Consider the following 19,864-nt stretch of genomic DNA (forward strand, 5'->3'; position numbering starts at 1 on the left):
CGTCTTTTCACCCTCATTCTGCTTGGAGCAACCGCGATGACTGCCCCTGCTCATTCCGCCGATCTTGTGCTCAAACGGGCGGTCCTCGGCACCGGGGGCGTCGGTTATTTCGAATATGAAGCGACGGTCACCGGCAAGGAGACGCTCACTCTGCGATCGCGGCTCGACCAGGTCGACGATATTCTCAAGAGCATGATCATCCTCGATCCCGCCGGCACGGGTTCGGCCACGCTGCCGGGCAAGGCCGGTGCCGACGAAGCCTTCAACGCGCTGCCATTCTCCCGATCGGATCTGGACAGCATGCCATCCCTGATGACGGCGCTTAAGGGTGCGGAGATCAAGGTCGCGGCGCCGCGCAGCATTGCCGGCCGTATTGCCAGCATCCAGCCGGAGCAGGTCATCGACAAGGACGGCCGGACAATCACGCGGACACGCGTCTGGGTATTTTCCGGCGCTTCGATGGATCAGTTTGTTCTTGAAGATGCGCAAGGTCTTGAGTTTGCCGATGCGCGTCTGGGCGAGCAGGTTTCCGGCGCGCTGACCGCGCTGCGCAGCGCACAGGATCGTTCCGGGCGCGACATCTCCATCCATCTGGCGGACGGTGCGCAACGCACCGTGCGCATCGGCTATGTTGCTGAAGCTCCTGTCTGGAAAACCGCGTACCGTCTGACCCTGCCGAAGGCCGGTGAAGACAAGGCACAACTGCAAGGTTGGGTGGTGCTGGAGAACATGACCGGCGATGCCTGGAAGGATGTCGCGGTGACGCTGTCCTCGGCCGCGCCTGTCACTTTCCGCCAGGCACTCTACGATCCCTATTATGTTTCGCGCCAGACCATAGCGCCGCCGGTGAGTCAGGCTGCCTTGCCGCGAACCGATCAGGGACAGGTCGCGCTCGGTGGGGCCGGCTATGCCGAGATGGCTGTACCCGCAGCGCCGGAACAGAAGCGGATAATGCGCAGCAGGAAAATAGAAGCTGTTCAGGACGAGATGGTCCAGCAGACCGAGACCGCGCCGCCGGCATCGACGGAGGAGAACGCTGCCGGCGCCAGCTTCACGCTGTCGATTCCGGTCAGCGTCGGATCCGGTGAAAGCCTGACCATACCGTTTGTCGATCAGAAAGTGCCGGCGGAAGCCGTGTCCTGGTATCAGGGCGGCGGGCGCAATCCCTGGCAGGGGATGACCCTCAAGAATGATGGGACGACGTCGCTGCCCGCCGGATCGGCCACCATCTACGAGGCGACCGACGCGGGTCCGCTGTTTTCGGGTGAAGCGCAATTTCCGCTTCTGCCGGCGGGCGATTCCCGCCTTGTCGGTTTCGGTGCGGAGCAGAAGATCCTTGTCGACCGCGAAAACCGGACGGCCTCGTCCGTTACCAAGGTCAAGTCGGTCGATGGCGCATTGCAGATCGAAAGCAAGCTGCGCGAGACAACGCTCTACCGCGTCAAGAACATCGCCGCCGAGGCGAGGCGCATGGTGATCGAGCAGCCGCGCGCCCAGGACTGGCGTCTGGTGCAGCCGAAAGCCGAGGAAGCGACGCTGGCCGGTTCCGCCTACCGGATGCGTTTTGAGGTTGAGCCTGGCAAGACCAGGGAATTTCCGGTGGTGATGGAGCGGCCTGTCGTCGAGACCGTCGCCATTCAGGAGCTGACCGCCGAGCGCATCCTAGCGCTGATCGCCAGCACGGAGCTTGATGCCGAAAGCAAGGCACGACTTGCCGCGATCGCGGAAGCGGCCAAGGCGAGCGACGAGGCAAGTCTGGCATTGGCGAGCCGGCAGGAGCGCCGTGACGGAATCACCGCCGATCAGGAACGCATTCGTGAGAATATCGGCGCCGCGCCCGAAGGATCGGATCTCGCGCGCCTTTATGCGCAGAAGATGCTGGATCAGGAACGAGCGCTGGAGCAATTGGACAAGGATATTGTCGATGCTCGTGCGAAGTATGAAGAAGCGCGCCGCGTACTGGGCGATCGGGTGCGGGCGTTCTGAGGGCAAAAAAATAGGGCGTTTCCGTCAAAACGGAAACGCCCTACGGTCGAAATCCAGCCTATTTCAACGAATGCTGCAATTCCAGTGACGTCACCGCGGCCGCGACATTGAGGCCGGTCTGTGCCTGCACCGAGAGTGGCTGCAGCGCATAGGAATTGTCGAAACCGCCGACCAGTACGTTGAGGCCGCCGCCGGTCACCACGCTGGCCTCGGCGTTGACGCCGAAATACTTGCCGGCAAGGGCGCCGGAATCGTAGCTGCTCGAGGCGGCCAGGACCGCCCAGGACAGTTGACCCTGGTGGGTCATGCCGAGGTCGACGCCGAGCTTGGAGATGACCCCGGTATAGAGCTCGGACTTGCGGCTGTTGTAAGGACGGTAGGTGCAGGTGACGCCCTTGTTGGAGGCGACGATATAAGACTGGCCGCCGTCGATGACGCAGTCGAGAACGCCAAGTTCGACCTTGCCGGCGCTCGCCGGCGCGGCAACAGTCGTCATGGCCAGGGCGGCTAAACAAGCAAGTTTCTTCATGGTGGCGATCCTTCTGTAGTTCATGCCGGACAACGGCCTAATGCCAAGACCGTTCCCTCAAAACCGTGGCGCGATGGTGGCGCAATCGTGGTCGAGTTGTCGCGTGGTTAAGATGCGCTACCTGCCGTTGCCGATTGGCCACGGTTCAAACGCGTCCGTTCAGACGCGCGCCGGCGCAAATGGATGAATTTTGTGGCTTAGACCCCGCCCACGCGCGACAGGCCGTCACGCGCCGGCTGATAGGTTGGCGCCAGTCGGGCCGCTTCCTTGTAGGATTTGATTGCCTTGGCCTTTTCGCCCTTGCGCTCGTAGATGAGCCCCTGGTTTGTCCAGGCTTCGGCATTCTTGCCGTCAAGCTTGATGGCCATGTTGAAATCCGCGAAGGCGTTGTCGTCCTGGTTGAGCGCCAGATAGGACAGGCCGCGGCCGTTGTAGGGCTCGGAAGCTTCCGGCGATAGCGAGATCGCGGTCGAGAAATCCTCGATGGCGAAAGTATGCTGGCCCTGGCTCTGATAGATCAGGCCGCGGTTGTGATAGGCGCGGGCATCGGTCGTATCGAGCTGGATCGCCTTCTGGAAGTCGTTGAAGGCATCCTGGGTGCGGCCGGCTTTGCGGTACAGGTTGCCGCGACCGATATAGGCAGCATCGTAATTCGCGTTGATCTGGATGGAACGATTGTAGTCGGCCAGTGCCTTCTGCTGGTCGCCGATGAAACGGTAGATCAGCGCGCGGTTCGAATAGGCCTGGTAGAAATCGGGCTTCAACTGGATCGCGGTGTCGAAATCCTTCAGCGCAGCCTGGTAGTTGCCGCCGCGACCGTAGGCCGAACCGCGCACGTTGTAGGCTTCCGGATCGCGTGGGTTGCGGTCAACGACCGAAGACAGCGAAGAGATGTTCTGGCTCGATCCCTGGGCCTTGTCGATCGCATTGAGTTCGCCTGTCGGGGTCGACTGGCAGCCGGCCAGCGCCAGACCCGCCATCAGGGCGGCGCTCAAGACAAAACCATTCAAGGAGTTTTTGCGCTCCGTGGTCAAAACATGCATCGGCTGCCGCATCCTCAACATCGACGCCCGGCATCGCAGGCGATCGCTCCGGCCCCTGTCCCGCCGTCCTGCGTTATACAAATATCCGCTTGCGTCAAACAAAAAGGTGGCGGCGATTTACATCGCGCCACCTTGGCGATCCTTCGAAAAGGATGGGTGAAGGCAGGTTTAGCGCGGAGCGCGCGCTGCACCGGCGCCGGTCGGAGCCGGGCGCGGGGTCGAGGGCAGCAGGCCTTCGCGCTGGGCGCGCTTGCGAGCCAGCTTGCGGGCGCGGCGCACGGCCTCGGCCTTTTCACGCGCACGCTTCTCGGACGGCTTCTCGTAGTGACCGCGCATCTTCATTTCACGGAAGATGCCTTCGCGCTGCATTTTCTTCTTGAGCGCGCGAAGCGCCTGATCAACGTTGTTGTCGCGGACGAGTACCTGCACGGGCGATCCTGTCTTTCACTTTGAAATCAATAGGCAAGCGGCAATAGCCCCAAGCCTCCGCGGCGGCTTCCACCACGAATTCCGGCGGCTGATACCAGAATCAGGACTGAATGTCCACAGTTGCTTGTCGGGCTTTCGCGGTTTTTGCCGCGTCGCGCCTTTCATTGCCGCCAATACAGCCAGAATGAAGCGCCCGGGTGCAGCCGTCAATTCAAACAGTCGCGATTGCATCCGGGCGTTTCGTCGCTCCCTGTTCAGGTGCGGTTGATCGAGACGCCACCATCGGCGAACAGCGCCGTGCCGGTGGTGAAGGAAGAGGCATCCGAAGCCAGATAGAGAGCCGAGCGGGCGATTTCCTCCGGCCGCGCGATGCGTTTCAGGGCATGCAGGCCTTCAACGAAGGCGCGTTCGTCGGCGGTCTTGAAGGTTGCGGCTGGTGTATCGGTGCCGCCGGGCAACAGCGCGTTCACGCGGATGCCTTCGCGGCCATATTCGGCGGCAAGGACCTGGGTGAGCCCCACCAGGCCGGCCTTGGCGGCGGCATAGGCGGCCATGCCCGGCATGCCGGCGGTGACGCCGACGAAGCTCGATGTGAAGATCAGCGAACCGTTGCCGCGTGCCAGAAGCGCGGGGATCTGATGCTTGGCGGCGAGGAAGGCGCTGGTCAGATTGGTGTCGAGCACGTTCTCCCAGGTCTGGCGCGGCATTTCCGGCACCGGTCCCATCGGGCCGACGGCACCGGCATTGTTGAAGGCGATGTCCAGTCCGCCGAAGCGGCCCTGCGCCAGCTCCACCAGGGCCCTGGCATAAGCTTCGTCGTTGACGTCGCCGGCAAGAGCGACTGCCTCGCCACCTTCCTCGGCGATCTCGGCGACCAGGGCATCAAGTTCGGCCTGGCGGCGCGCGGCGGCAACAATCCTGGCGCCTTCCCTGGCGAAAAGCAGCGCGGTGGCACGACCGATGCCGGAGGAGGCGCCGGTGACGATGGCGACCTTGTTGGTCAGTGCGAGCATGGTTTTGTTCCTTTCCGATAAGTGGATGGCACTTGCTCGCAGATCGGCGAAAGGCGAACCACCCGAAACCCGCTTGGCGGATCGGGGAACGACACGGCGCAAAACGGCAATTGCCGTCGCAAATGGTGCAAGGATGGCTGCAAGGTTTCGCTAGTGATACTCCTCGCGCATCGGACCCCCGACTGCCATCCGCGAGGCCAGGTAACGTGAAGAAATATTCAGTATTCGCCATCGCCCGCGAGGCCATGCGCGGCCACAAGGGCTGGGAAGAGCAATGGCCTTCGCCGGAGCCGAAGAAGAGTTACGACGTCATTATCGTCGGCGCCGGCGGGCACGGGCTGGCGACAGCCTACTATCTGGCCAAGGAACACGGCATCACCAATGTCGGCGTGATCGAGAAGGGCTGGCTCGGCGGCGGCAACACCGGCCGCAACACCACCATCATCCGCTCCAATTATCTCTACGACGAGAGCGCGGGCATCTACGACCACGCGGTGAAGCTGTGGGATGGGCTTTCGCAGGATCTCAACTACAACGTCATGTACTCGGCGCGCGGCGTGATGATGCTGGCGCACAACGTACACGACATCCAGGTGCTGAAGCGCCATGTCCATGCCAACCGCCTCAACGGCATCGACAATGAATGGCTGACGCCGGAAGAAGCCAAGGCCTACTGCCCGCCGCTCAACATCTCGCGCAACGCACGCTATCCGGTGGTGGGCGCCACGCTGCAGCGGCGCGGTGGCACTGCCCGTCATGACGCGGTTGCCTGGGGTTATGCCCGTGGAGCGGCGGCGCGCGGCGTCGACATCATCCAGAATTGCGAGGTCACCGGCATCCGGCGCGACGCCAGCGGTGCGGTGACCGGTGTCGAGACCTCGAAGGGTTTCATCGGCGCACGCAAGGTCGGCGTGGTCGCAGCCGGCCACTCCTCGGTGATCATGCAGATGGCCGATGTGCGCATGCCGCTGGAAAGCTATCCGCTGCAGGCCCTTGTCTCGGAGCCGGTGAAGCCGGTGTTCCCCTGCGTGGTCATGTCCAACACGGTGCATGCCTACATCTCCCAGTCCGACAAGGGCGAACTGGTGATCGGCGCCGGTACCGACCAGTACGTTTCCTATTCGCAGACCGGTGGATTGCATATTCTCACCCACACGCTGGATGCGATCTGCGAGATGTTCCCGATGTTCACGCGCATGAAGATGCTGCGCTCGTGGGGCGGCATCGTCGACGTGACGCCGGATCGTTCGCCGATCCTGGCCAAGACCCCGGTCAAGGGGCTCTATGTCAATTGCGGCTGGGGCACGGGAGGCTTCAAGGCGACGCCGGGTTCGGGCCATGTCTTTGCCCACACGATCGCACGCGATGAACCGCATCCGATCAACGCGCCCTTTACGATCGAGCGTTTCCGCAATGGGCGTCTGATCGACGAGGCGGCAGCTGCTGCCGTGGCGCACTGATGCAGACGCTGGCGGCAACCATGGCTCTTGCTGCACCCTTCGTGCTGACCGGCGAGAAGGGCATGTTCCATCTGCCCGACGGAAGCGAAGTCCGGCTGCAGGATATCAGCCGGGCCGCCCATGAGGACGATTGGCCTTTTTCGGTCCCGTCCGGCTACCTCGGTTGCGTATGGAGTGCCGGCCACAGGACGGTTTCCTTTGTCGAGAAACTCGTATCGCGCGGCGAAGGCAACGCAAAGGATCCACGGGTCGTCATCGTTACGACCGACCCGTTCCAGCTCACCTTGCTCAACATGGCCAATCGCGACCTTTTTGCACCGGCGGACTCGGTGGAGACGCTGATCAAACGCGTCGCGCCTTTCGAAACACTCGGCGAGAAACTTTGCGACCAGCCGCAAGGCGCGCGCATCGGCGACGGCGAACTCTAGGATCAAGACAATGCTTCTCATCCGCTGCCCCTATTGCGAGGAAGAGCGTCCGGAACTCGAATTCCGCAACGCCGGCGAGGCGCACATCGCGCGCCCGACCGATATCGCCGCCGTCAGCGACGACGATTTCGAAAAGTTCTTCTTCATCCGCGCAAACCCCAAGGGGATCATCTACGAGCGCTGGCGGCACGTGCATGGCTGCGCCCGTTTCTTCAACGCGGTGCGCGACACCGTCAGCGACAAGTTCGTGATGACCTACAAGGCCGGCGAGCCGAAGCCTTCCAAGCTGCCCGGAGTTTCCAAATGAGCGGTGCCTTTCGCATCAGCAATGCCGGCCGGTTGACACCCGCCAGGACCGCCCGCTTCACCTTCGATGGCAAGGCCTATACCGGTGTCGAGGGTGACACACTGGCTTCCGCGCTGCTGGCCAATGGCGTGCATCTGGTAGGCCGCTCGTTCAAATACCACCGGCCGCGCGGTTTCCTGTCCGCGGGAGCGGAGGAGCCGAACGCGCTGGTGGAAATCGCGCGCGACGGCGCCCGCAAGACGCCCAACGTGCGTGCCACGGTGCAGGAGCTCTATGACGGGCTGTCGGCCAGGTCGCAGAACCGCTGGCCATCGCTGTCCTTCGATGTGGGTGCGGTCAACGACGTTGCTTCGCCGTTCTTTTCGGCGGGCTTCTACTACAAGACCTTCATGTGGCCGAAATCGGCGTGGAAGAACCTCTACGAACCGAACATCCGCTCGGCCGCCGGCCTCGGCGTGGCGCCGGACCAGCCGGACCCCGACCACTATTCGTCCCGCTTCGCGCATTGCGACGTGCTGGTGCTGGGCGGCGGCGCTGCCGGGCTTGCTGCCGCGCTCGCGGCGGCGGAAACCGGCGTGCGTGTGATCGTCGCCGACGAGCAGTCCGAATTCGGCGGCGCGTTGCGCTTCGAAAGCGGTGCACGCATCGAAGGCCAGGGTGGCTGGGACTGGGCACAGGGTGTCGTGGCCAGGCTGAAAGGCATGGGCAATGTGCGGGTGCTGCCGCGCACGACGGCTTTCGGCTATTATGCGCAGAACTTCATCGGACTGGTGGAGCGCGTCAGCGACCATCAGGCGGATCCCGGTCACGACGTGCCGCGTGAGCGGCTGTGGCAGGTGCGCGCCAAGCGGGTGGTGCTTGCCACCGGCGCGATCGAGCGCCACATGGTGTTCGCCGACAATGATCGTCCGGGCGTGATGCTGGCATCCGCTGCGCGAACCTATCTCAACCATTATGGTGTCGCGGTCGGCCGCAATGTCGGCGTCTATACGGCGAACGATTCCGCCTATGCCGCGGCGATCGACCTGAAGAAGGCCGGCGTCAATATCGCGGCCATCGTCGATCTGCGCGACAATCCTTCCGGTGCGCTGATCGACCAGGCGCGCGCCGCCGGCATCGAGATCCATGACGGCCGCGCGGTCACGCGCGTCGGCGGCAAGTTGCGCGTCTCGTCCATGACCGTACAGCCGAAGAATGGTGGCGGCGAGCGCACGATTGCCATCGACGCGTTACTGATGTCGGCGGGCTGGACGCCGTCGGTGCATCTGTTCTCGCAATCGCGCGGCAAGGTCGCCTTCAACGAAGACAAGCGTTTCGTGCCCGGCACCTATGCGCAGGATTGCGTGTCGGTCGGCGCCTGCAACGGCACCGACGGCCTCGCGGCTTCGATCGACGAGGCCTACGCCGCAGGCGCCAAGGCCGCGAAGGAGACCGGGGGCAAGGCTGCCAAGGCGGGCAAACCGAAGGTCGATGCCGACGAAATCTGGTCGCGCGGCATGCTGGGCTCCGCTCCGGGCGCAGGCCCGGATACCACGGTGAAGGCCTTCGTCGATTTCCAGAACGACGTCACCGCCAAGGATATCCGCCAGGCGGTGCGCGAAGGCATGCGTTCGATCGAACATGTCAAGCGCTTCACCACCAACGGCATGGCTACCGACCAGGGCAAGACCTCCAACATGCACGGCCTGGCGATCGCTGCCGACATGCTGGGCAAGGCCATTCCGGAAGTAGGCCTCACCACGTTCCGTGCGCCCTACACGCCGGTCACCTTCGGCGCCATCATCTCGCACGCACGCGGGCCGCTGTTCGATCCGACACGCCGCACGCCAATGTATGGCTGGGCCGAAAAGCATGGCGCGGTGTTCGAGGATGTCGGGCAATGGAAACGCGCCTGGTATTTCCCGCGCGCCGGGGAAGACATGCACGCGGCCGTCAACCGCGAATGTGTCGCGGTGCGCAAGACGGCAGGCCTTTTCGACGCTTCCACGCTCGGCAAGATCGAAGTGGTCGGGCCCGATGCCGCCAAATTCATGGAACTGCTCTACACCAATCCGTGGGAGAAGCTGGAAGTCGGCCGCTGTCGCTATGGCATCATGCTGCGCGAGGACGGCTTCATCTATGACGACGGCGTGGTCGGCCGCCTCGCCGCCGACCGCTTCCACGTGACGACGACGACCGGTGGTGCGGCCCGCGTCATGAACCATATGGAAGACTATCTCCAGACCGAATTCCCGCATCTCGATGTCTGGCTGACCTCGATTTCCGAACAATGGGCGGTGATCGCGGTGCAGGGACCGAAGTCGCGCGACATCATCGCGCCGCTGGTCGAGGGCATCGACATGTCCGACGAGGCGATGCCGCATATGTCGGTGCGCGAAGGCAGGATCTGCGGCGTTCCGGCCCGACTTTTCCGCATGTCGTTCACCGGCGATCGCGGCTTCGAGGTCAATGTGCCGGCCGACTACGGTCAGGCCGTCTGGGAGGCCCTTTGGGCCGAGGGGCAGAAGCATGGCGCCGCGGCCTATGGGACCGAGGCCATGCATGTGCTGCGCGCCGAGAAAGGTTACATCATCGTCGGCCAGGATACGGACGGTACCGTCACGCCGAATGACGCCGGTCTCGACTGGGCGGTCGGCAAGAAGAAGAGCGACTTCGTCGGCATCCGTGGCCTGATGCGGCCTGACCTCGTTGCCAAGGGTCGCAAGCAGCTCGTCGGTCTCAGGACCAAGGACCCGAAGATCGTTCTGGAGGAAGGCGCACAGGTCGTCGACAACCCGAACCAGCCGATCCCGATGAAGATGATCGGCCATGTCACGTCGAGCTACTGGTCGGAGAACTGCGGACGCTCGATCGCGCTGGGGCTGGTTGCCGGCGGACGTGACCGCATGGGCGAAACGCTCTATGTGCCGATGCCGGACAAGGTGATTGAAGTGGAAGTCACCGGCATGGTGTTCTTCGACGAAAAGGGAGAGCGCCTCAATGGCTAAGGCTGCCCAGAAAACCGGTATCGTCCAGGCAGAGCGCCATCCCGCACTTGCGGGGCGCAATGCCTCGGCTGCCCATGTGACGCTGACCGCGTTCGAACCGGCCGAACGTGTTTCGCTGCGCGCCCCCGAGGCTTCGCTCGCGGCCTTGTCCAAGGCTCTCGGGCTGACCCTGCCCAAGAAGCCGAAGAGCTCGGCCTCGAAGGGCGGCCGCCTTGCGCTTTGGCTCGGGCCGGACGAATGGCTGGTCATCGATGATGCCGGCGGCGACCCGCTGGCCGATTGCGCCAAGGTCAAGCAGTTGCATTCGGCGGTCGGCGTCTCGCACAGGAACGTGGCGATCGGGGTGACTGGCCCGGGTGCGGAAGCGACGCTCAGCGCCGGCTGCCCGCAGGACCTGTCATTGGCTGTCTTCCCCGTCGGGGCCTGTTCGCGCACCATCTTCGGCAAGGTCGAGATCGTGATCCATCGCACGGCGGAAGACGCTTTCCGCGTCGAATGCTGGCGCTCCTTCTCGGACTATGTCTTTACTTTCCTTTCCGAGGCAGCACGCGACGCGGCAGCATAGAGCCGGGCGTTCGTCTGAACGCGCAAGGCGAGGAACCAAAAGGCTGGCCGTGCCGTTTCCTGCCCGAACAGAGGGAAGATCCATGGCCAGTCCACCCAAATCCGCCGCATCGCCGAAACCGACAAAGACGGATGCGGTGCGCTCGTTCGAACATGAGCGGCGCAGCGGGCATGATGCCGAAGAAGAACTGGAAGAGGGGCTGGAAGATACGTTCCCGGCCAGCGATCCGGTCGCGGTAACGAACACATCCATCTCGGGAGCGCCGGCAAAGCCGGGCAAAGCAAAGCGATAGGTTGCTTCGGCCGATCATCCGTCGCTGAAGACACGCTCCGCGATCCAAAGAAAAAGGGCGGCTGGTCAACCAGCCGCCCTTTTTGCCGTCAGCTTGTAAGGGAGGGGGATGCCTTACCGGATGGACGGCATGGTCCACGGGCTGCCCTCAACGCCGAGGCGCGGGCCATTGGTGGTCTTGCTCTGTTCAATCGAGCCGGTCGACGAATAGTCGACATTACCGGTGGTCTGGGCGTGAGTGGCGGGGGCATGGGTCTTCACGGTTTCGCCAGCGAAGGCGGCGCCCGAAAGGGCAACCAGGGCGGCGAGGGCAAGAGCTGTCGTTTTCATCGACTTTCTCCGGTTCAAGATCTGAATTTAATTTCCGTACGTGTACGCTGCATCGCACATGTATGCCTGCTAGGCTGAAAGTTCAAGAGAAAATTGTACGCGTACGAAAAATTTCTTTGAGAATGTGTGGATGCCGCCGTTGACGCGGCGTGTGTGTCCACGCCAGGCCATTGAAAAGACTGGGTGAAACTACCTGGGGAGTGGGGGGTGGCGCGGTTTGTCGCAGGTGCCGGGACTGGCTTTGACACTGCATATGAAGCCAGAAATACCGACGGCGCAGTTGGCCGCAGCCTTCGGGCTCATTGCGATATCGACTGTTCCGCTTGAGCGTTTCCGCTTTTTACGGAACCGCGGAAACACTTGAGAATGCTCGAGCGTCTCAGCACTTCTTGGGAGGCTGATCCCCAAGCGCAGGAATATCCTGGCCTTGCAGGGCCGCCAGCCCGAATTCGCACATCCGCTTCACGAAAGCCTGCTGGTCGCCGAAATGGTAGAAGGGGAAAGTGATCAGCAGCGAGATCGTGCCGTGCCCGGTCGCCCACAACATGGTGGCGATGGCGTGGGGATCACCCTTCAGCTTGCCGGCAGCGACGCAGGCTTCGACGCGGTCGATGAGCAGTTTCATCGCCGGGTTTTCCTCGTCGAGCTTTTCGAATGAGCGGCCTTCGGGCAGCTTTGTCTTCTCGGTCATGAACACGGTGCGGTATTCATTCGGATTGCCAAGGCCGAATGCCGCATACTCGGTCATGACCGCGCGCAGCGCATCGATCGGATCATCGGGAGCATTCTGCTCGATGCGCCTGGCCAGTATCTGGAAGGCGTCTTCGGCCAGGGCAAACAGGATGTCCTGCTTGTCGGCGAAGTAGGAATAAACCGACATCGGCGCATAGCCGACCATCTTGGCCAGCTTTCGGATGGTCAAACCTTCGTAGCCTTCCTCCTGTACCAGCTTGTGAGCTGCGGCCACGAGTTCCGATCGCAATGCCGCCTTTTGTTGTTCACGGCGTGTTTGCGCATTCTGGGGCAATCTTGTTGCCTTTCTTTTTTGTTTTGCTCCCATTCCCCTCAGGCTGACAGTATATACTCAGTACAGTCATCCGCAAGATATCGTTGGGGAAATTGCCTTCCAGGACCTTACTCAAATGGCTCCAATGCCACCATCGACGGCAAGGGAATGGCCAGTCATGAAGGTGTTTCTGGGATCTGCTGCGAAAAGCATCGCTTCGACGATCTCCGGCACTTCACCAACACGTTTCATAGGCACGCCGCGCGTCAGTTCCGACAGGGCCAATGTTTCGGGAGCGCCCGACAGCTTTATGAAGTCGTCGACCATTTTCGTGCGCGTATGCGCCGGACATATGGCATTCACCCTGACCCCCTTGGTGGCATATTCGGCGGCCGCCGATTTGGTGAGGCCGACGACGCCGTGTTTTGCCGCGGCATAGACCGAAAGCTTCGGCGCGCCGACCAGTCCCGCCACGGAGGCGACGTTGACGACCGCGCCGCCTTTGCCACCCGCCTTGAATTGCCGCTCCATCTGCGGGATCTGGTGTTTCATCGCGTAGAAAACGCCGAGCAGGTCGATTTCCAGGATGCGGCGCGCCTCATCGGAAGCAACCTGCGGCAGGCGCACGAAACTCTGCGCGATGCCGGCATTGTTGACGGCGACGTCGAGCCTGCCGAACCGTTCGACAGCAAGCCCGACCAATACTTGCGAGAGCGTTTCGTCGGCGATGTTGCCGGCCAGCGTTGCCGTTTCAGCGTCGAGGGTCGCTGCAAAGTGCTGCAGTGCATCGCCGTCGATATCGGAGAGGACCAGCCGGGCGCCCTCGGCGGCGAAGCCTTTGGCCGCACCCTGACCGAGGCCGCCCGTGGCACCCGTGATGAGCACCGTCGCTCCGTCGAAACGGCCCATGGTCATTTTCCTCTTTCGATCAGTTGTACGGCAAGGTGGGCGAGCAGCTTGACCGCGTCGGCATAAATCTTCGCCTTGGCGGGGTTGGAAGCGTTGCCGTCCAGGGCGCGTTTGTAGACGCCCTGGCAGATCGCCGCGAGCCGGAAGAAGGAGAAGGCAAGCAGGAAGGTCCAGTTGTCGATGCCGTCCAGGCCGCGGCGGCGGCAATAGGAAGCGACATAGTCTTGTTCCGACGGCAGTCCGGCTGTTGCGCGATCGATGCCGCCGAGTCCCTTGAAGCCGGATTGATGCGGCAGGCGCCATTGCATGCACTGATACGCGATGTCGGCAAAGGGATGGCCGAGTGTCGACAGTTCCCAGTCGAGCACGGCAATGACATCGGCACCCGCCTGCGCAAACATCATGTTGTCCAGCCGGTAGTCGCCATGCACGAGGGCGAGTTGCCCGTCGTCGGCAGGCTTGTTCGCCTCCAGCCAGGTGATCAGGGTCTCCATCTCGGCATTGGGCTCGGTTTCGGAGGCGCGATACTGGCTCGCCCAACGTCCGAGCTGGCGTTCGAAATAATTGCCGGGCTTGCCGTAGTCGGCGAGGCCGACAGAGTTGATGTCGACATTGTGGAGTGCCGCCAGCGTTGCGTTCATCGCGTCATAGATCGCCGCCCGTTCCGGTCCGCTCGAGGCCTCGGGCAGGGCCGGATCCCAGAATATGCGGCCTTCGACAAAGGCCATGACGTAGAACATGCGTCCGATCGGCGAATCCTCTTCGGACAGATGCAGCATGCGTGGCACCGGCACGTCGGTTTCGGCCAGGGCCCGCATGACACGGAACTCGCGATCGACCTGGTGAGCCGATTTCAGCAGCTGCCCGGGCGGCTTGGCCCGCAGCACATAACGACCGCTTGCCGCGGTCAGCAGATAGGTCGGGTTGGACTGGCCCGACTTGAACTTCTCGATCGACCGCAGCTTGGAGAAGCCATGAATTTTCTGCTCCAGGTAAGGAGCAAGCAGTGTCGGATCGAGCGTGTTCGGGTCAGTCATGCGTCCTGCGCTTCGGGTTCGACGAAGGTCAGTGTCAGCCAGCGCGCGGTGAGCGCGGGTTTCAACGAGCCTTCGATCTCGATGGTCACGTCATGGGTCGTCTGTACCCAGCCGGATGGCCGTGCCTTAACGTCGGCCAGCACGAAACGGGTGCGAATACGGGCGCCGGTTTTGACCGGAGCCAGGAACCGGACTTCGTCGAAGCCGTGATTGACACCCATCTTGCCCTTTGCAAGCGGCGGCAGGGTTTCGAACGTCATGGCCGAAAGCAGCGACAGGGTGAGGAACCCGTGTGCGATCGTGCCGCCGAACGGCGCTTCCGCCGCGGCGCGCTCCGGATCGCAATGAATGAACTGATGATCGTCGGTTGCGTCGGCGAACTGGTCGATCATGGTTTGAGTGACCACACGCCAGGGCGATAGGCCGACTTCCTTGCCGACACTGGCGAGCAATATTTCGAGGCTGATGGGTTGCACGGATATCTCCTGGCGCCGTCGCGGCTTCATTCCTTGAACAGGGTCAGGCCGTGCTGCACCGATTGTCCGCCATCGATCGGCAGGATCGCGCCGGTGACATAGCTGCCAGCCCGGCTGCACAAATAGAGCGTGGCGCCGCCAATGTCATCCGGCTGCCCGATGCGGCCGATGGGAACATGGCCGCCGACATGCCTGGCTTGTTCCTCCGTGCCGGTGGCAAAGGCCGTCATGCGGCTCTGGAAAGGCCCGGGGGCAAAGGCGTTGACGGTGATGCGCCGGGCGGCAAGTTCCATGGCGAGCGTTCGGGTCAGGTGGTGAACCGCGGCCTTGGAGGCCGTATAGGAATAGGCATCGTCCGCCAGCGGTTGTGTTCCCATCACCGAACCCAGATTGATGACACGGGCCGGGTCGGCATCGGAAGCCGCCTTTTCCATCAGCGGCAGCAGTTCACGTGTCAGGTGGAAGACGGCGGTGACGTTGACGCCGAATACCTTTGCCCAGGCATGATACGGGAAGCTCTCCAGCGGTGCGCCCCAGGAAACGCCGGCATTGTTGATGAGGATGTGCAGCCGGTCGGTTCGTGCCTTCACGGCTTCAACCAATGTTGCGATGCCGGCTTCGGAAGAGACGTCGCCGCCGAAGCCTTCCGCCCTGCCGGATGCGCCAAACGCATTCAAGTCATCGGCGACTTTGACGCAGTCCTCGCCTTTGCGGGACGCGATCATGACGGTTGCGCCGCCGCGTACCAGAGCGGTTGCGGCCATGCGGCCAATACCGGTTGCGGCTCCCGTCACCAGCGCGGTCTTGCCCGCCACCGAGAACAGTTCATCGAGATAGCTCATCGGTCCTCCCGCTGCTTCGGTCCGATCGGAGTTTGCACGTCCTCGGATTGACAACATACCGAGTAGTATGTTGAACTTCGACCCTTGTAAAGCCGGCAAAAATCGAGGGGCAATGGCAGCGGGACCGCACTTGGCGGAGCGGGAAGAGGAGGCCAGGGCCGTCGGCGGCGCCACCGCCGCCGACGGCTCCCGCGCCGCGATCCTCGATGCCGCTGCCGCCTGTTTCATGGCCAAAGGTTATGCGGCCAGTTCCATTGACGATGTCGCGCGCAGCCTTGGATCGACCAAGGGGCGCATCTATCACCACTATCCGTCGAAGGGAGACCTCTTCGCCGATGTCTTTCGCGCCGGCATGGACATGAACTACGCCGCGATCGAACCGGTGCGCGACACTGCCGGACCGGCGGTGGCACGCTGGCGGCGCATGGCGGCGGTGCACACGCGCCAGATGATCGTGACCAGGTCCTACCAGCGCGTCGTCTGGGAAGGTGTCGAGCTTTACCTGCGCGGCGCGACCACGCCGGAACAGCGCGAGGAATTCGCGCGGCTCATGCAATACCGCAACGACTATGGCGCGATCTTCCGGCAGGTGATCGTCGCAGCGCGTGAGGCTGGCGACATGCGTTTCGACGATCCGCGCATCACCGAACAGCTGATGTTCGTCTCGCTGAATTCGCCGCTGTTCTGGTACACGCCGCGTCCCGGCGAAAGCGAGCACGACATCGAGGCGATCGTGGCACAGGTTGTCGACTACACTGCGCGCGGGTTGGGTATCAGCGCATGACCGCGAAAATTGCAGTTTCCGTAAAAAGCGGAAACGCTCCAGGGAAGGGAGCCCATGATGGCTGACATGAATCTCGGCATGACCGAGCGGCTGAAGCCGATCCATGCCCAGGTCGCCGCGATGGTGCGTGACGAGGTGATGCCGCTCGACGAGGAGTTCCTGGCCGAAGTCGGCAAGGCCGGCGATCGCTGGGCCTATACCAGGCGCCAGACCGAGATCCTCGAAGGGCTGAAATCCAGGGCGCGCGAGCGCGGCCTGTGGAATTTCTGGCTGACCGGTTCTGAACGCGGCTACGGGCTCACCACGGTTGAATACGCCTATCTCGCCGAAGAGATGGGCAAGGCGCATCTCGGTGCCGAGACCTTCAATTGCTCGGCACCCGACACCGGCAATATGGAGGTGCTGGAGCGCTATGGTTCGCAGGCGCAGAAGGACAAGTGGCTGGCTCCGTTGCTCGACGGCAAGATCCGCTCCGCCTATCTGATGACAGAACCGGACGTGGCGTCCTCCGATGCCACCAACATTTCCATGCGTTGCGAACGCGACGGCGACGATTATCTGCTGAACGGTGAGAAATGGTGGGCTTCCGGTGCCGGTGATCCGCGCTGCGCCATCTACATCGTCATGGTGAAGACCGGGGGCGACGGCGAGCCCAGGCACAAGCAGCATTCAATGATCCTGGTGCCTGCGGACAGCACGGGTGTCGCCAGGGTGCGCGCCATGCAGGTCTATGGCGACGACGATGCCCCGCATGGGCACATGCATCTGCGCTTCGACAATGTGCGGGTGCCGGCCGCCAACATGATCCTCGGCGAGGGCAGGGGCTTCGAGATCGCCCAGGGCCGGCTGGGGCCTGGCCGCATCCATCACTGCATGCGCGCCATCGGCCAGGCCGAAATGGCACTCGAGCTTCTGTCCAGGCGCTCGATGCGTCGCGAGGCGTTCGGCCAGCCGCTGGCCAGGCTCGGCGCCAATTTCGATATCATCGCCGAATGCCGGATGGAGATCGAAATGGCGAGGCTGCTCTGCCTCAAGGCAGCTTGGATGATCGATCAGGGTGATGCACGCGCCGCCGCGCCCTGGATCAGCCAGATCAAGGTGATCGCGCCGCGGGTGGCGCTGAAGGTGGTCGACGAGGCGGTGCAGATGCATGGTGCGCAAGGCATCAGCCAGGATACCCCCTTGGCGCGTAGCTGGACGCATCTTCGTACATTGCGGCTGGCCGACGGACCCGATGCCGTGCACCGTCGCCAGGTCGCACGCGAAGAACTCAGGAAATATACGCAGGAAAAGTTCTAGGGTTGGTTCAGCGTGCAAGTGGGGAGAAGAGCATGAAAGCCATCATTGCCCGTGCCTTCGCGCCGCTCGAACAGCTCATCTATGGCGATTGGCCGGAACCCGAGGCGAAGGGTGATGCCGTGGTCATCGAAGTTGAGGCGATCGGCGTCAATTATCCCGACGGACTGCTGGTCCAGGGTCTCTACCAGATGAAGCCGCCGACACCGTTCGTGCCTGGCATGGAGGTGGCAGGCCGGATCGCCGCCATCGGTCCGAAGGTGACGGGTCTGAAGGTCGGCGACAGGGTCGCCGCACTCACCGTCATCAGCGGCTATGCCGAAAAGGTGGCCGTTTCCGAAGCCGTAACCATGAAGCTGCCCGATGCGATGGACGCCGCGGATGCCTGCGCGCTCATCTGCGGCTATGGTACGTCGCATCATGCCTTGAAGCAGCGCGGCCAACTCATGCCAGGCGAAACGCTCTGCGTGCTGGGTGCGGCGGGCGCCACCGGCATTGCTGCCGTGCAGATCGGCAAGGCCCTGGGCGCCAAGGTCATCGGCGTGGCCTCCTCGCCCGAAAAGCAGCGTATTACCCTTCAGGCCGGTGCCGACATCGCGATCGGCTACGAGAACCTGAAGGATGCCCTCAAGGAGATCACTGGCGGCAAGGGTGTCGATGTCGGCTTCGATCCCGTCGGCGGGGACGCGTTCGAAGCGCTGGCACGCGCCATGGGCTGGAACGGGCGGTTGCTGGTCATCGGCTTTGCCTCCGGAACCATTCCCAGGCTGGCGGTCAACCTGACATTGGTGAAGGGGTTCTCGGTCGTCGGCGTCTATTGGGGCGATTTCACCATCAAGGAACCGCTGGCCTATGCCGACAACATGCGCGAGCTGGTCGGCTGGTATCTCGCCGGCAAGGTCAAACCGGTGATCGAAGGCATCTATCCATTGGCCGATGCGGCCAGTGTCCTGAAGCGTGTGCTGGGGCGTGGCGCCTCCGGCAAGCTGATCCTCAAACCATAACCTCAGGCAAGGAATGCAGCCATGACCATTCCCTCCGAAATGCAGGCACTTCTTCTGGTCGGTGACGGCTATGCGCGCGAGCCGAGTGGCAGTGTGCTGGAAGCGATGGCGCCCTATGTGCGATCGGGCACCATCGGCGTGCCGGTGCCTGGGGCGACACAGGTGCTCATCAAGGTGAGCCTGGCTTCGATCAATCCTTCCGACGTGATGTTCGTGAAAGGGCTCTACGGCCAGCCTCGGGTGCAAGGCCAGCCCGCCGGTTTCGAGGGCGTCGGCACCGTTGTCGCTGCGGGCGAGGACAGCTATGCGCAGAGCCTCGTCGGCAAGCGTATTGCCTTTGCCACCGGTCTCACCAACTGGGGCGCCTGGGCCGACTACGCGCTGGCCGAAGCGCTGGCCTGCATCCCGCTGATCGACAGTGTTCGCGATGAGGATGCAGCGGCGATGATCGTCAATCCGCTGACGGCAATCGCCATGTACGGCATCGTCAAGGATGAAGGGCACAAGGCCTTCGTCATGACCGCCGGCGCCAGCCAGCTCTGCAAGCTGATCATCGGGCTCGCAAAGGAGGACGGCTACCATCCGATCGTGACGGTTCGTCGCGACGACCAGATCGCGCCGCTGAAGGAACTGGGTGCGGCACATGTGCTCAACGAGAAGGCGCCGGGCTTTGCCGGCACGTTGCGCGAGGTGATGAAAGCCGAGCAACCCCGGATCTTCCTCGACGCCGTCACCGGCCCGCTCGCCTCGCTGGTGTTCGACGCCATGCCGAAACGTTCGCGCTGGATCATCTATGGGCGGCTCGATCCGTCGGATACGCTGATCCGCGAGCCTGGCCAGTTGATCTTCCAGCAGAAGCAGGTGGAAGGCTTCTGGCTGACCGATTGGATGCGCAGGCACAAGGATCGCCGCGGCCCGGCGGCGCTTGAGGTGCAGCGGCGTTTTTCCGACGGGCGCTGGTCCACCGACGTGACTGCCGTGGTGCCGCTGGCGGAGGCGATGGAGCGCGTTCCGGCCGAACTTGCCAAACCCAATGGCAAGGTCTTCATCCGGCCCTGATCGCAATCCTGCGGCAATGTTGGCCGCCTAGACAGGCTGCTTCTGGACTCGCCGGCGCGGGACATCGGCGCGTGGACTGTACC

General features: G+C 62.9%; 21 protein-coding genes. 11 read left to right on the forward strand and 10 right to left on the reverse strand.

The annotated features are described in order from the left end of the window. Positions 1 to 36: 36 nt before the first annotated feature. On the forward strand, positions 37 to 1,986 hold the full coding sequence (locus ACFWYE_RS21780) for a DUF4139 domain-containing protein (RefSeq protein WP_379114207.1): 1,950 nt from the start codon (positions 37 to 39) through the stop codon (positions 1,984 to 1,986). A gap of 58 nt (positions 1,987 to 2,044) precedes the next feature. Here the strand turns inward: ACFWYE_RS21780 and ACFWYE_RS21785 are convergent, their stop codons facing one another. The 4 genes from ACFWYE_RS21785 to ACFWYE_RS21800 form a co-directional block, all read right to left on the reverse strand. Next, positions 2,045 to 2,515 (reverse strand): DUF992 domain-containing protein, encoded by a 471-nt coding sequence (locus ACFWYE_RS21785; RefSeq protein ID WP_129413396.1) that lies wholly within the window; start codon positions 2,513 to 2,515, stop codon positions 2,045 to 2,047. A 197-nt stretch (positions 2,516 to 2,712) separates the two neighbouring features. Beyond that, positions 2,713 to 3,558 carry a tetratricopeptide repeat protein gene (locus ACFWYE_RS21790; RefSeq protein ID WP_379066758.1) on the reverse strand — a complete coding sequence of 282 codons (846 nt, stop codon included), beginning with the start codon at positions 3,556 to 3,558 and terminating at the stop codon, positions 2,713 to 2,715. 168 nt (positions 3,559 to 3,726) lie between these two features. Further along, positions 3,727 to 3,987 carry a 30S ribosomal protein S21 gene (gene rpsU, locus ACFWYE_RS21795; RefSeq protein ID WP_129413398.1) on the reverse strand — a complete coding sequence of 87 codons (261 nt, stop codon included), beginning with the start codon at positions 3,985 to 3,987 and terminating at the stop codon, positions 3,727 to 3,729. Between the two features lie 254 nt (positions 3,988 to 4,241). Then, a complete protein-coding gene (locus tag ACFWYE_RS21800) occupies positions 4,242 to 5,000 on the reverse strand; it encodes an SDR family oxidoreductase (RefSeq protein ID WP_379114208.1) in 759 nt (252 codons plus the stop codon). 206 nt (positions 5,001 to 5,206) lie between these two features. On the opposite strand from ACFWYE_RS21800, the gene ACFWYE_RS21805 reads away from it, so the two are divergent. The 6 genes from ACFWYE_RS21805 (at position 5,207) to ACFWYE_RS21830 (ending at position 11,039) form a co-directional block, all read left to right on the forward strand. After that, the gene (locus ACFWYE_RS21805; RefSeq protein ID WP_379066762.1) at positions 5,207 to 6,460 is read left to right on the forward strand and encodes a sarcosine oxidase subunit beta; all 1,254 of its coding nucleotides are present in this window, start codon (positions 5,207 to 5,209) and stop codon (positions 6,458 to 6,460) included. Next, on the forward strand, positions 6,460 to 6,888 hold the full coding sequence (locus ACFWYE_RS21810) for a hypothetical protein (RefSeq protein WP_379114209.1): 429 nt from the start codon (positions 6,460 to 6,462) through the stop codon (positions 6,886 to 6,888). Before ACFWYE_RS21805 ends, ACFWYE_RS21810 begins: the two co-directional genes overlap by 1 nt. A 10-nt stretch (positions 6,889 to 6,898) precedes the next feature. Beyond that, entirely contained in the window at positions 6,899 to 7,195 is a 297-nt protein-coding gene (locus ACFWYE_RS21815; protein WP_379066766.1) for a sarcosine oxidase subunit delta, read from the forward strand. Continuing rightward, on the forward strand, positions 7,192 to 10,182 hold the full coding sequence (locus ACFWYE_RS21820) for a sarcosine oxidase subunit alpha (protein ID WP_379114210.1): 2,991 nt from the start codon (positions 7,192 to 7,194) through the stop codon (positions 10,180 to 10,182). The genes ACFWYE_RS21815 and ACFWYE_RS21820 overlap by 4 nt, the downstream gene beginning before the upstream one ends. Next, positions 10,175 to 10,747 carry a sarcosine oxidase subunit gamma gene (locus tag ACFWYE_RS21825; RefSeq protein ID WP_379066770.1) on the forward strand — a complete coding sequence of 191 codons (573 nt, stop codon included), beginning with the start codon at positions 10,175 to 10,177 and terminating at the stop codon, positions 10,745 to 10,747. The genes ACFWYE_RS21820 and ACFWYE_RS21825 overlap by 8 nt, the downstream gene beginning before the upstream one ends. A gap of 82 nt (positions 10,748 to 10,829) precedes the next feature. Continuing rightward, positions 10,830 to 11,039 (forward strand): hypothetical protein, encoded by a 210-nt coding sequence (locus ACFWYE_RS21830; protein WP_379114211.1) that lies wholly within the window; start codon positions 10,830 to 10,832, stop codon positions 11,037 to 11,039. A gap of 113 nt (positions 11,040 to 11,152) precedes the next feature. Here the strand turns inward: ACFWYE_RS21830 and ACFWYE_RS21835 are convergent, their stop codons facing one another. From ACFWYE_RS21835 to ACFWYE_RS21860, 6 genes are all read right to left on the reverse strand, one after another. Next, positions 11,153 to 11,368: a DUF680 domain-containing protein gene (locus tag ACFWYE_RS21835; protein WP_379114212.1), complete on the reverse strand. Its 216-nt coding sequence runs from the start codon at positions 11,366 to 11,368 to the stop codon at positions 11,153 to 11,155. A gap of 379 nt (positions 11,369 to 11,747) precedes the next feature. After that, positions 11,748 to 12,395 carry a TetR/AcrR family transcriptional regulator gene (locus ACFWYE_RS21840; RefSeq protein WP_379066776.1) on the reverse strand — a complete coding sequence of 216 codons (648 nt, stop codon included), beginning with the start codon at positions 12,393 to 12,395 and terminating at the stop codon, positions 11,748 to 11,750. 111 nt (positions 12,396 to 12,506) lie between these two features. Beyond that, positions 12,507 to 13,283, reverse strand: a complete 777-nt coding sequence (locus tag ACFWYE_RS21845; protein WP_379114214.1) for an SDR family NAD(P)-dependent oxidoreductase — start codon at positions 13,281 to 13,283, stop codon at positions 12,507 to 12,509. A gap of 2 nt (positions 13,284 to 13,285) precedes the next feature. Further along, positions 13,286 to 14,320 carry a phosphotransferase family protein gene (locus ACFWYE_RS21850; protein ID WP_379114216.1) on the reverse strand — a complete coding sequence of 345 codons (1,035 nt, stop codon included), beginning with the start codon at positions 14,318 to 14,320 and terminating at the stop codon, positions 13,286 to 13,288. Next, on the reverse strand, positions 14,317 to 14,826 hold the full coding sequence (locus tag ACFWYE_RS21855) for a MaoC family dehydratase (protein ID WP_379114218.1): 510 nt from the start codon (positions 14,824 to 14,826) through the stop codon (positions 14,317 to 14,319). The genes ACFWYE_RS21850 and ACFWYE_RS21855 overlap by 4 nt, the downstream gene beginning before the upstream one ends. Further along, positions 14,823 to 15,638, reverse strand: a complete 816-nt coding sequence (locus ACFWYE_RS21860; protein ID WP_379114220.1) for an SDR family oxidoreductase — start codon at positions 15,636 to 15,638, stop codon at positions 14,823 to 14,825. Before ACFWYE_RS21860 ends, ACFWYE_RS21855 begins: the two co-directional genes overlap by 4 nt. Before the next feature lie 112 nt (positions 15,639 to 15,750). Between ACFWYE_RS21860 and ACFWYE_RS21865 the strand changes: the two genes are divergently transcribed. Genes ACFWYE_RS21865 through ACFWYE_RS21880 form a run of 4 tightly spaced genes read left to right on the forward strand, consistent with a single transcriptional unit; the run spans position 15,751 to position 19,781 of the window. Beyond that, positions 15,751 to 16,422, forward strand: a complete 672-nt coding sequence (locus ACFWYE_RS21865) for a TetR/AcrR family transcriptional regulator (protein WP_379114222.1) — start codon at positions 15,751 to 15,753, stop codon at positions 16,420 to 16,422. A gap of 57 nt (positions 16,423 to 16,479) precedes the next feature. Further along, the gene (locus tag ACFWYE_RS21870; RefSeq protein WP_379114224.1) at positions 16,480 to 17,721 is read left to right on the forward strand and encodes an acyl-CoA dehydrogenase family protein; all 1,242 of its coding nucleotides are present in this window, start codon (positions 16,480 to 16,482) and stop codon (positions 17,719 to 17,721) included. Between the two features lie 32 nt (positions 17,722 to 17,753). Beyond that, positions 17,754 to 18,722 (forward strand): NADPH:quinone oxidoreductase family protein, encoded by a 969-nt coding sequence (locus ACFWYE_RS21875; RefSeq protein ID WP_379114226.1) that lies wholly within the window; start codon positions 17,754 to 17,756, stop codon positions 18,720 to 18,722. 21 nt (positions 18,723 to 18,743) lie between these two features. Next, positions 18,744 to 19,781: a zinc-binding dehydrogenase gene (locus tag ACFWYE_RS21880; protein ID WP_379066789.1), complete on the forward strand. Its 1,038-nt coding sequence runs from the start codon at positions 18,744 to 18,746 to the stop codon at positions 19,779 to 19,781. The last annotated feature ends 83 nt before the right edge of the window (positions 19,782 to 19,864 follow it).

This window comes from Mesorhizobium sp. NPDC059025, assembly GCF_042739655.1.
Taxonomy (GTDB): Bacteria; Pseudomonadota; Alphaproteobacteria; order Rhizobiales; family Rhizobiaceae; genus Mesorhizobium.

Coding starts and splice junctions, on each gene's coding strand:
- ACFWYE_RS21780 (WP_379114207.1), top strand. CDS start 37: ATGACTGCCCCTGCTCATTCCGCCGATCTTGTGCTCAAACGGGCGGTC.
- ACFWYE_RS21785 (WP_129413396.1), bottom strand. CDS start 2,515: ATGAAGAAACTTGCTTGTTTAGCCGCCCTGGCCATGACGACTGTTGCC.
- ACFWYE_RS21790 (WP_379066758.1), bottom strand. CDS start 3,558: ATGCATGTTTTGACCACGGAGCGCAAAAACTCCTTGAATGGTTTTGTC.
- ACFWYE_RS21800 (WP_379114208.1), bottom strand. CDS start 5,000: ATGCTCGCACTGACCAACAAGGTCGCCATCGTCACCGGCGCCTCCTCC.
- ACFWYE_RS21810 (WP_379114209.1), top strand. CDS start 6,460: ATGCAGACGCTGGCGGCAACCATGGCTCTTGCTGCACCCTTCGTGCTG.
- ACFWYE_RS21815 (WP_379066766.1), top strand. CDS start 6,899: ATGCTTCTCATCCGCTGCCCCTATTGCGAGGAAGAGCGTCCGGAACTC.
- ACFWYE_RS21820 (WP_379114210.1), top strand. CDS start 7,192: ATGAGCGGTGCCTTTCGCATCAGCAATGCCGGCCGGTTGACACCCGCC.
- ACFWYE_RS21825 (WP_379066770.1), top strand. CDS start 10,175: ATGGCTAAGGCTGCCCAGAAAACCGGTATCGTCCAGGCAGAGCGCCAT.
- ACFWYE_RS21830 (WP_379114211.1), top strand. CDS start 10,830: ATGGCCAGTCCACCCAAATCCGCCGCATCGCCGAAACCGACAAAGACG.
- ACFWYE_RS21835 (WP_379114212.1), bottom strand. CDS start 11,368: ATGAAAACGACAGCTCTTGCCCTCGCCGCCCTGGTTGCCCTTTCGGGC.
- ACFWYE_RS21845 (WP_379114214.1), bottom strand. CDS start 13,283: ATGGGCCGTTTCGACGGAGCGACGGTGCTCATCACGGGTGCCACGGGC.
- ACFWYE_RS21850 (WP_379114216.1), bottom strand. CDS start 14,320: ATGACTGACCCGAACACGCTCGATCCGACACTGCTTGCTCCTTACCTG.
- ACFWYE_RS21855 (WP_379114218.1), bottom strand. CDS start 14,826: ATGAAGCCGCGACGGCGCCAGGAGATATCCGTGCAACCCATCAGCCTC.
- ACFWYE_RS21860 (WP_379114220.1), bottom strand. CDS start 15,638: ATGAGCTATCTCGATGAACTGTTCTCGGTGGCGGGCAAGACCGCGCTG.
- ACFWYE_RS21865 (WP_379114222.1), top strand. CDS start 15,751: ATGGCAGCGGGACCGCACTTGGCGGAGCGGGAAGAGGAGGCCAGGGCC.
- ACFWYE_RS21870 (WP_379114224.1), top strand. CDS start 16,480: ATGGCTGACATGAATCTCGGCATGACCGAGCGGCTGAAGCCGATCCAT.
- ACFWYE_RS21875 (WP_379114226.1), top strand. CDS start 17,754: ATGAAAGCCATCATTGCCCGTGCCTTCGCGCCGCTCGAACAGCTCATC.
- ACFWYE_RS21880 (WP_379066789.1), top strand. CDS start 18,744: ATGACCATTCCCTCCGAAATGCAGGCACTTCTTCTGGTCGGTGACGGC.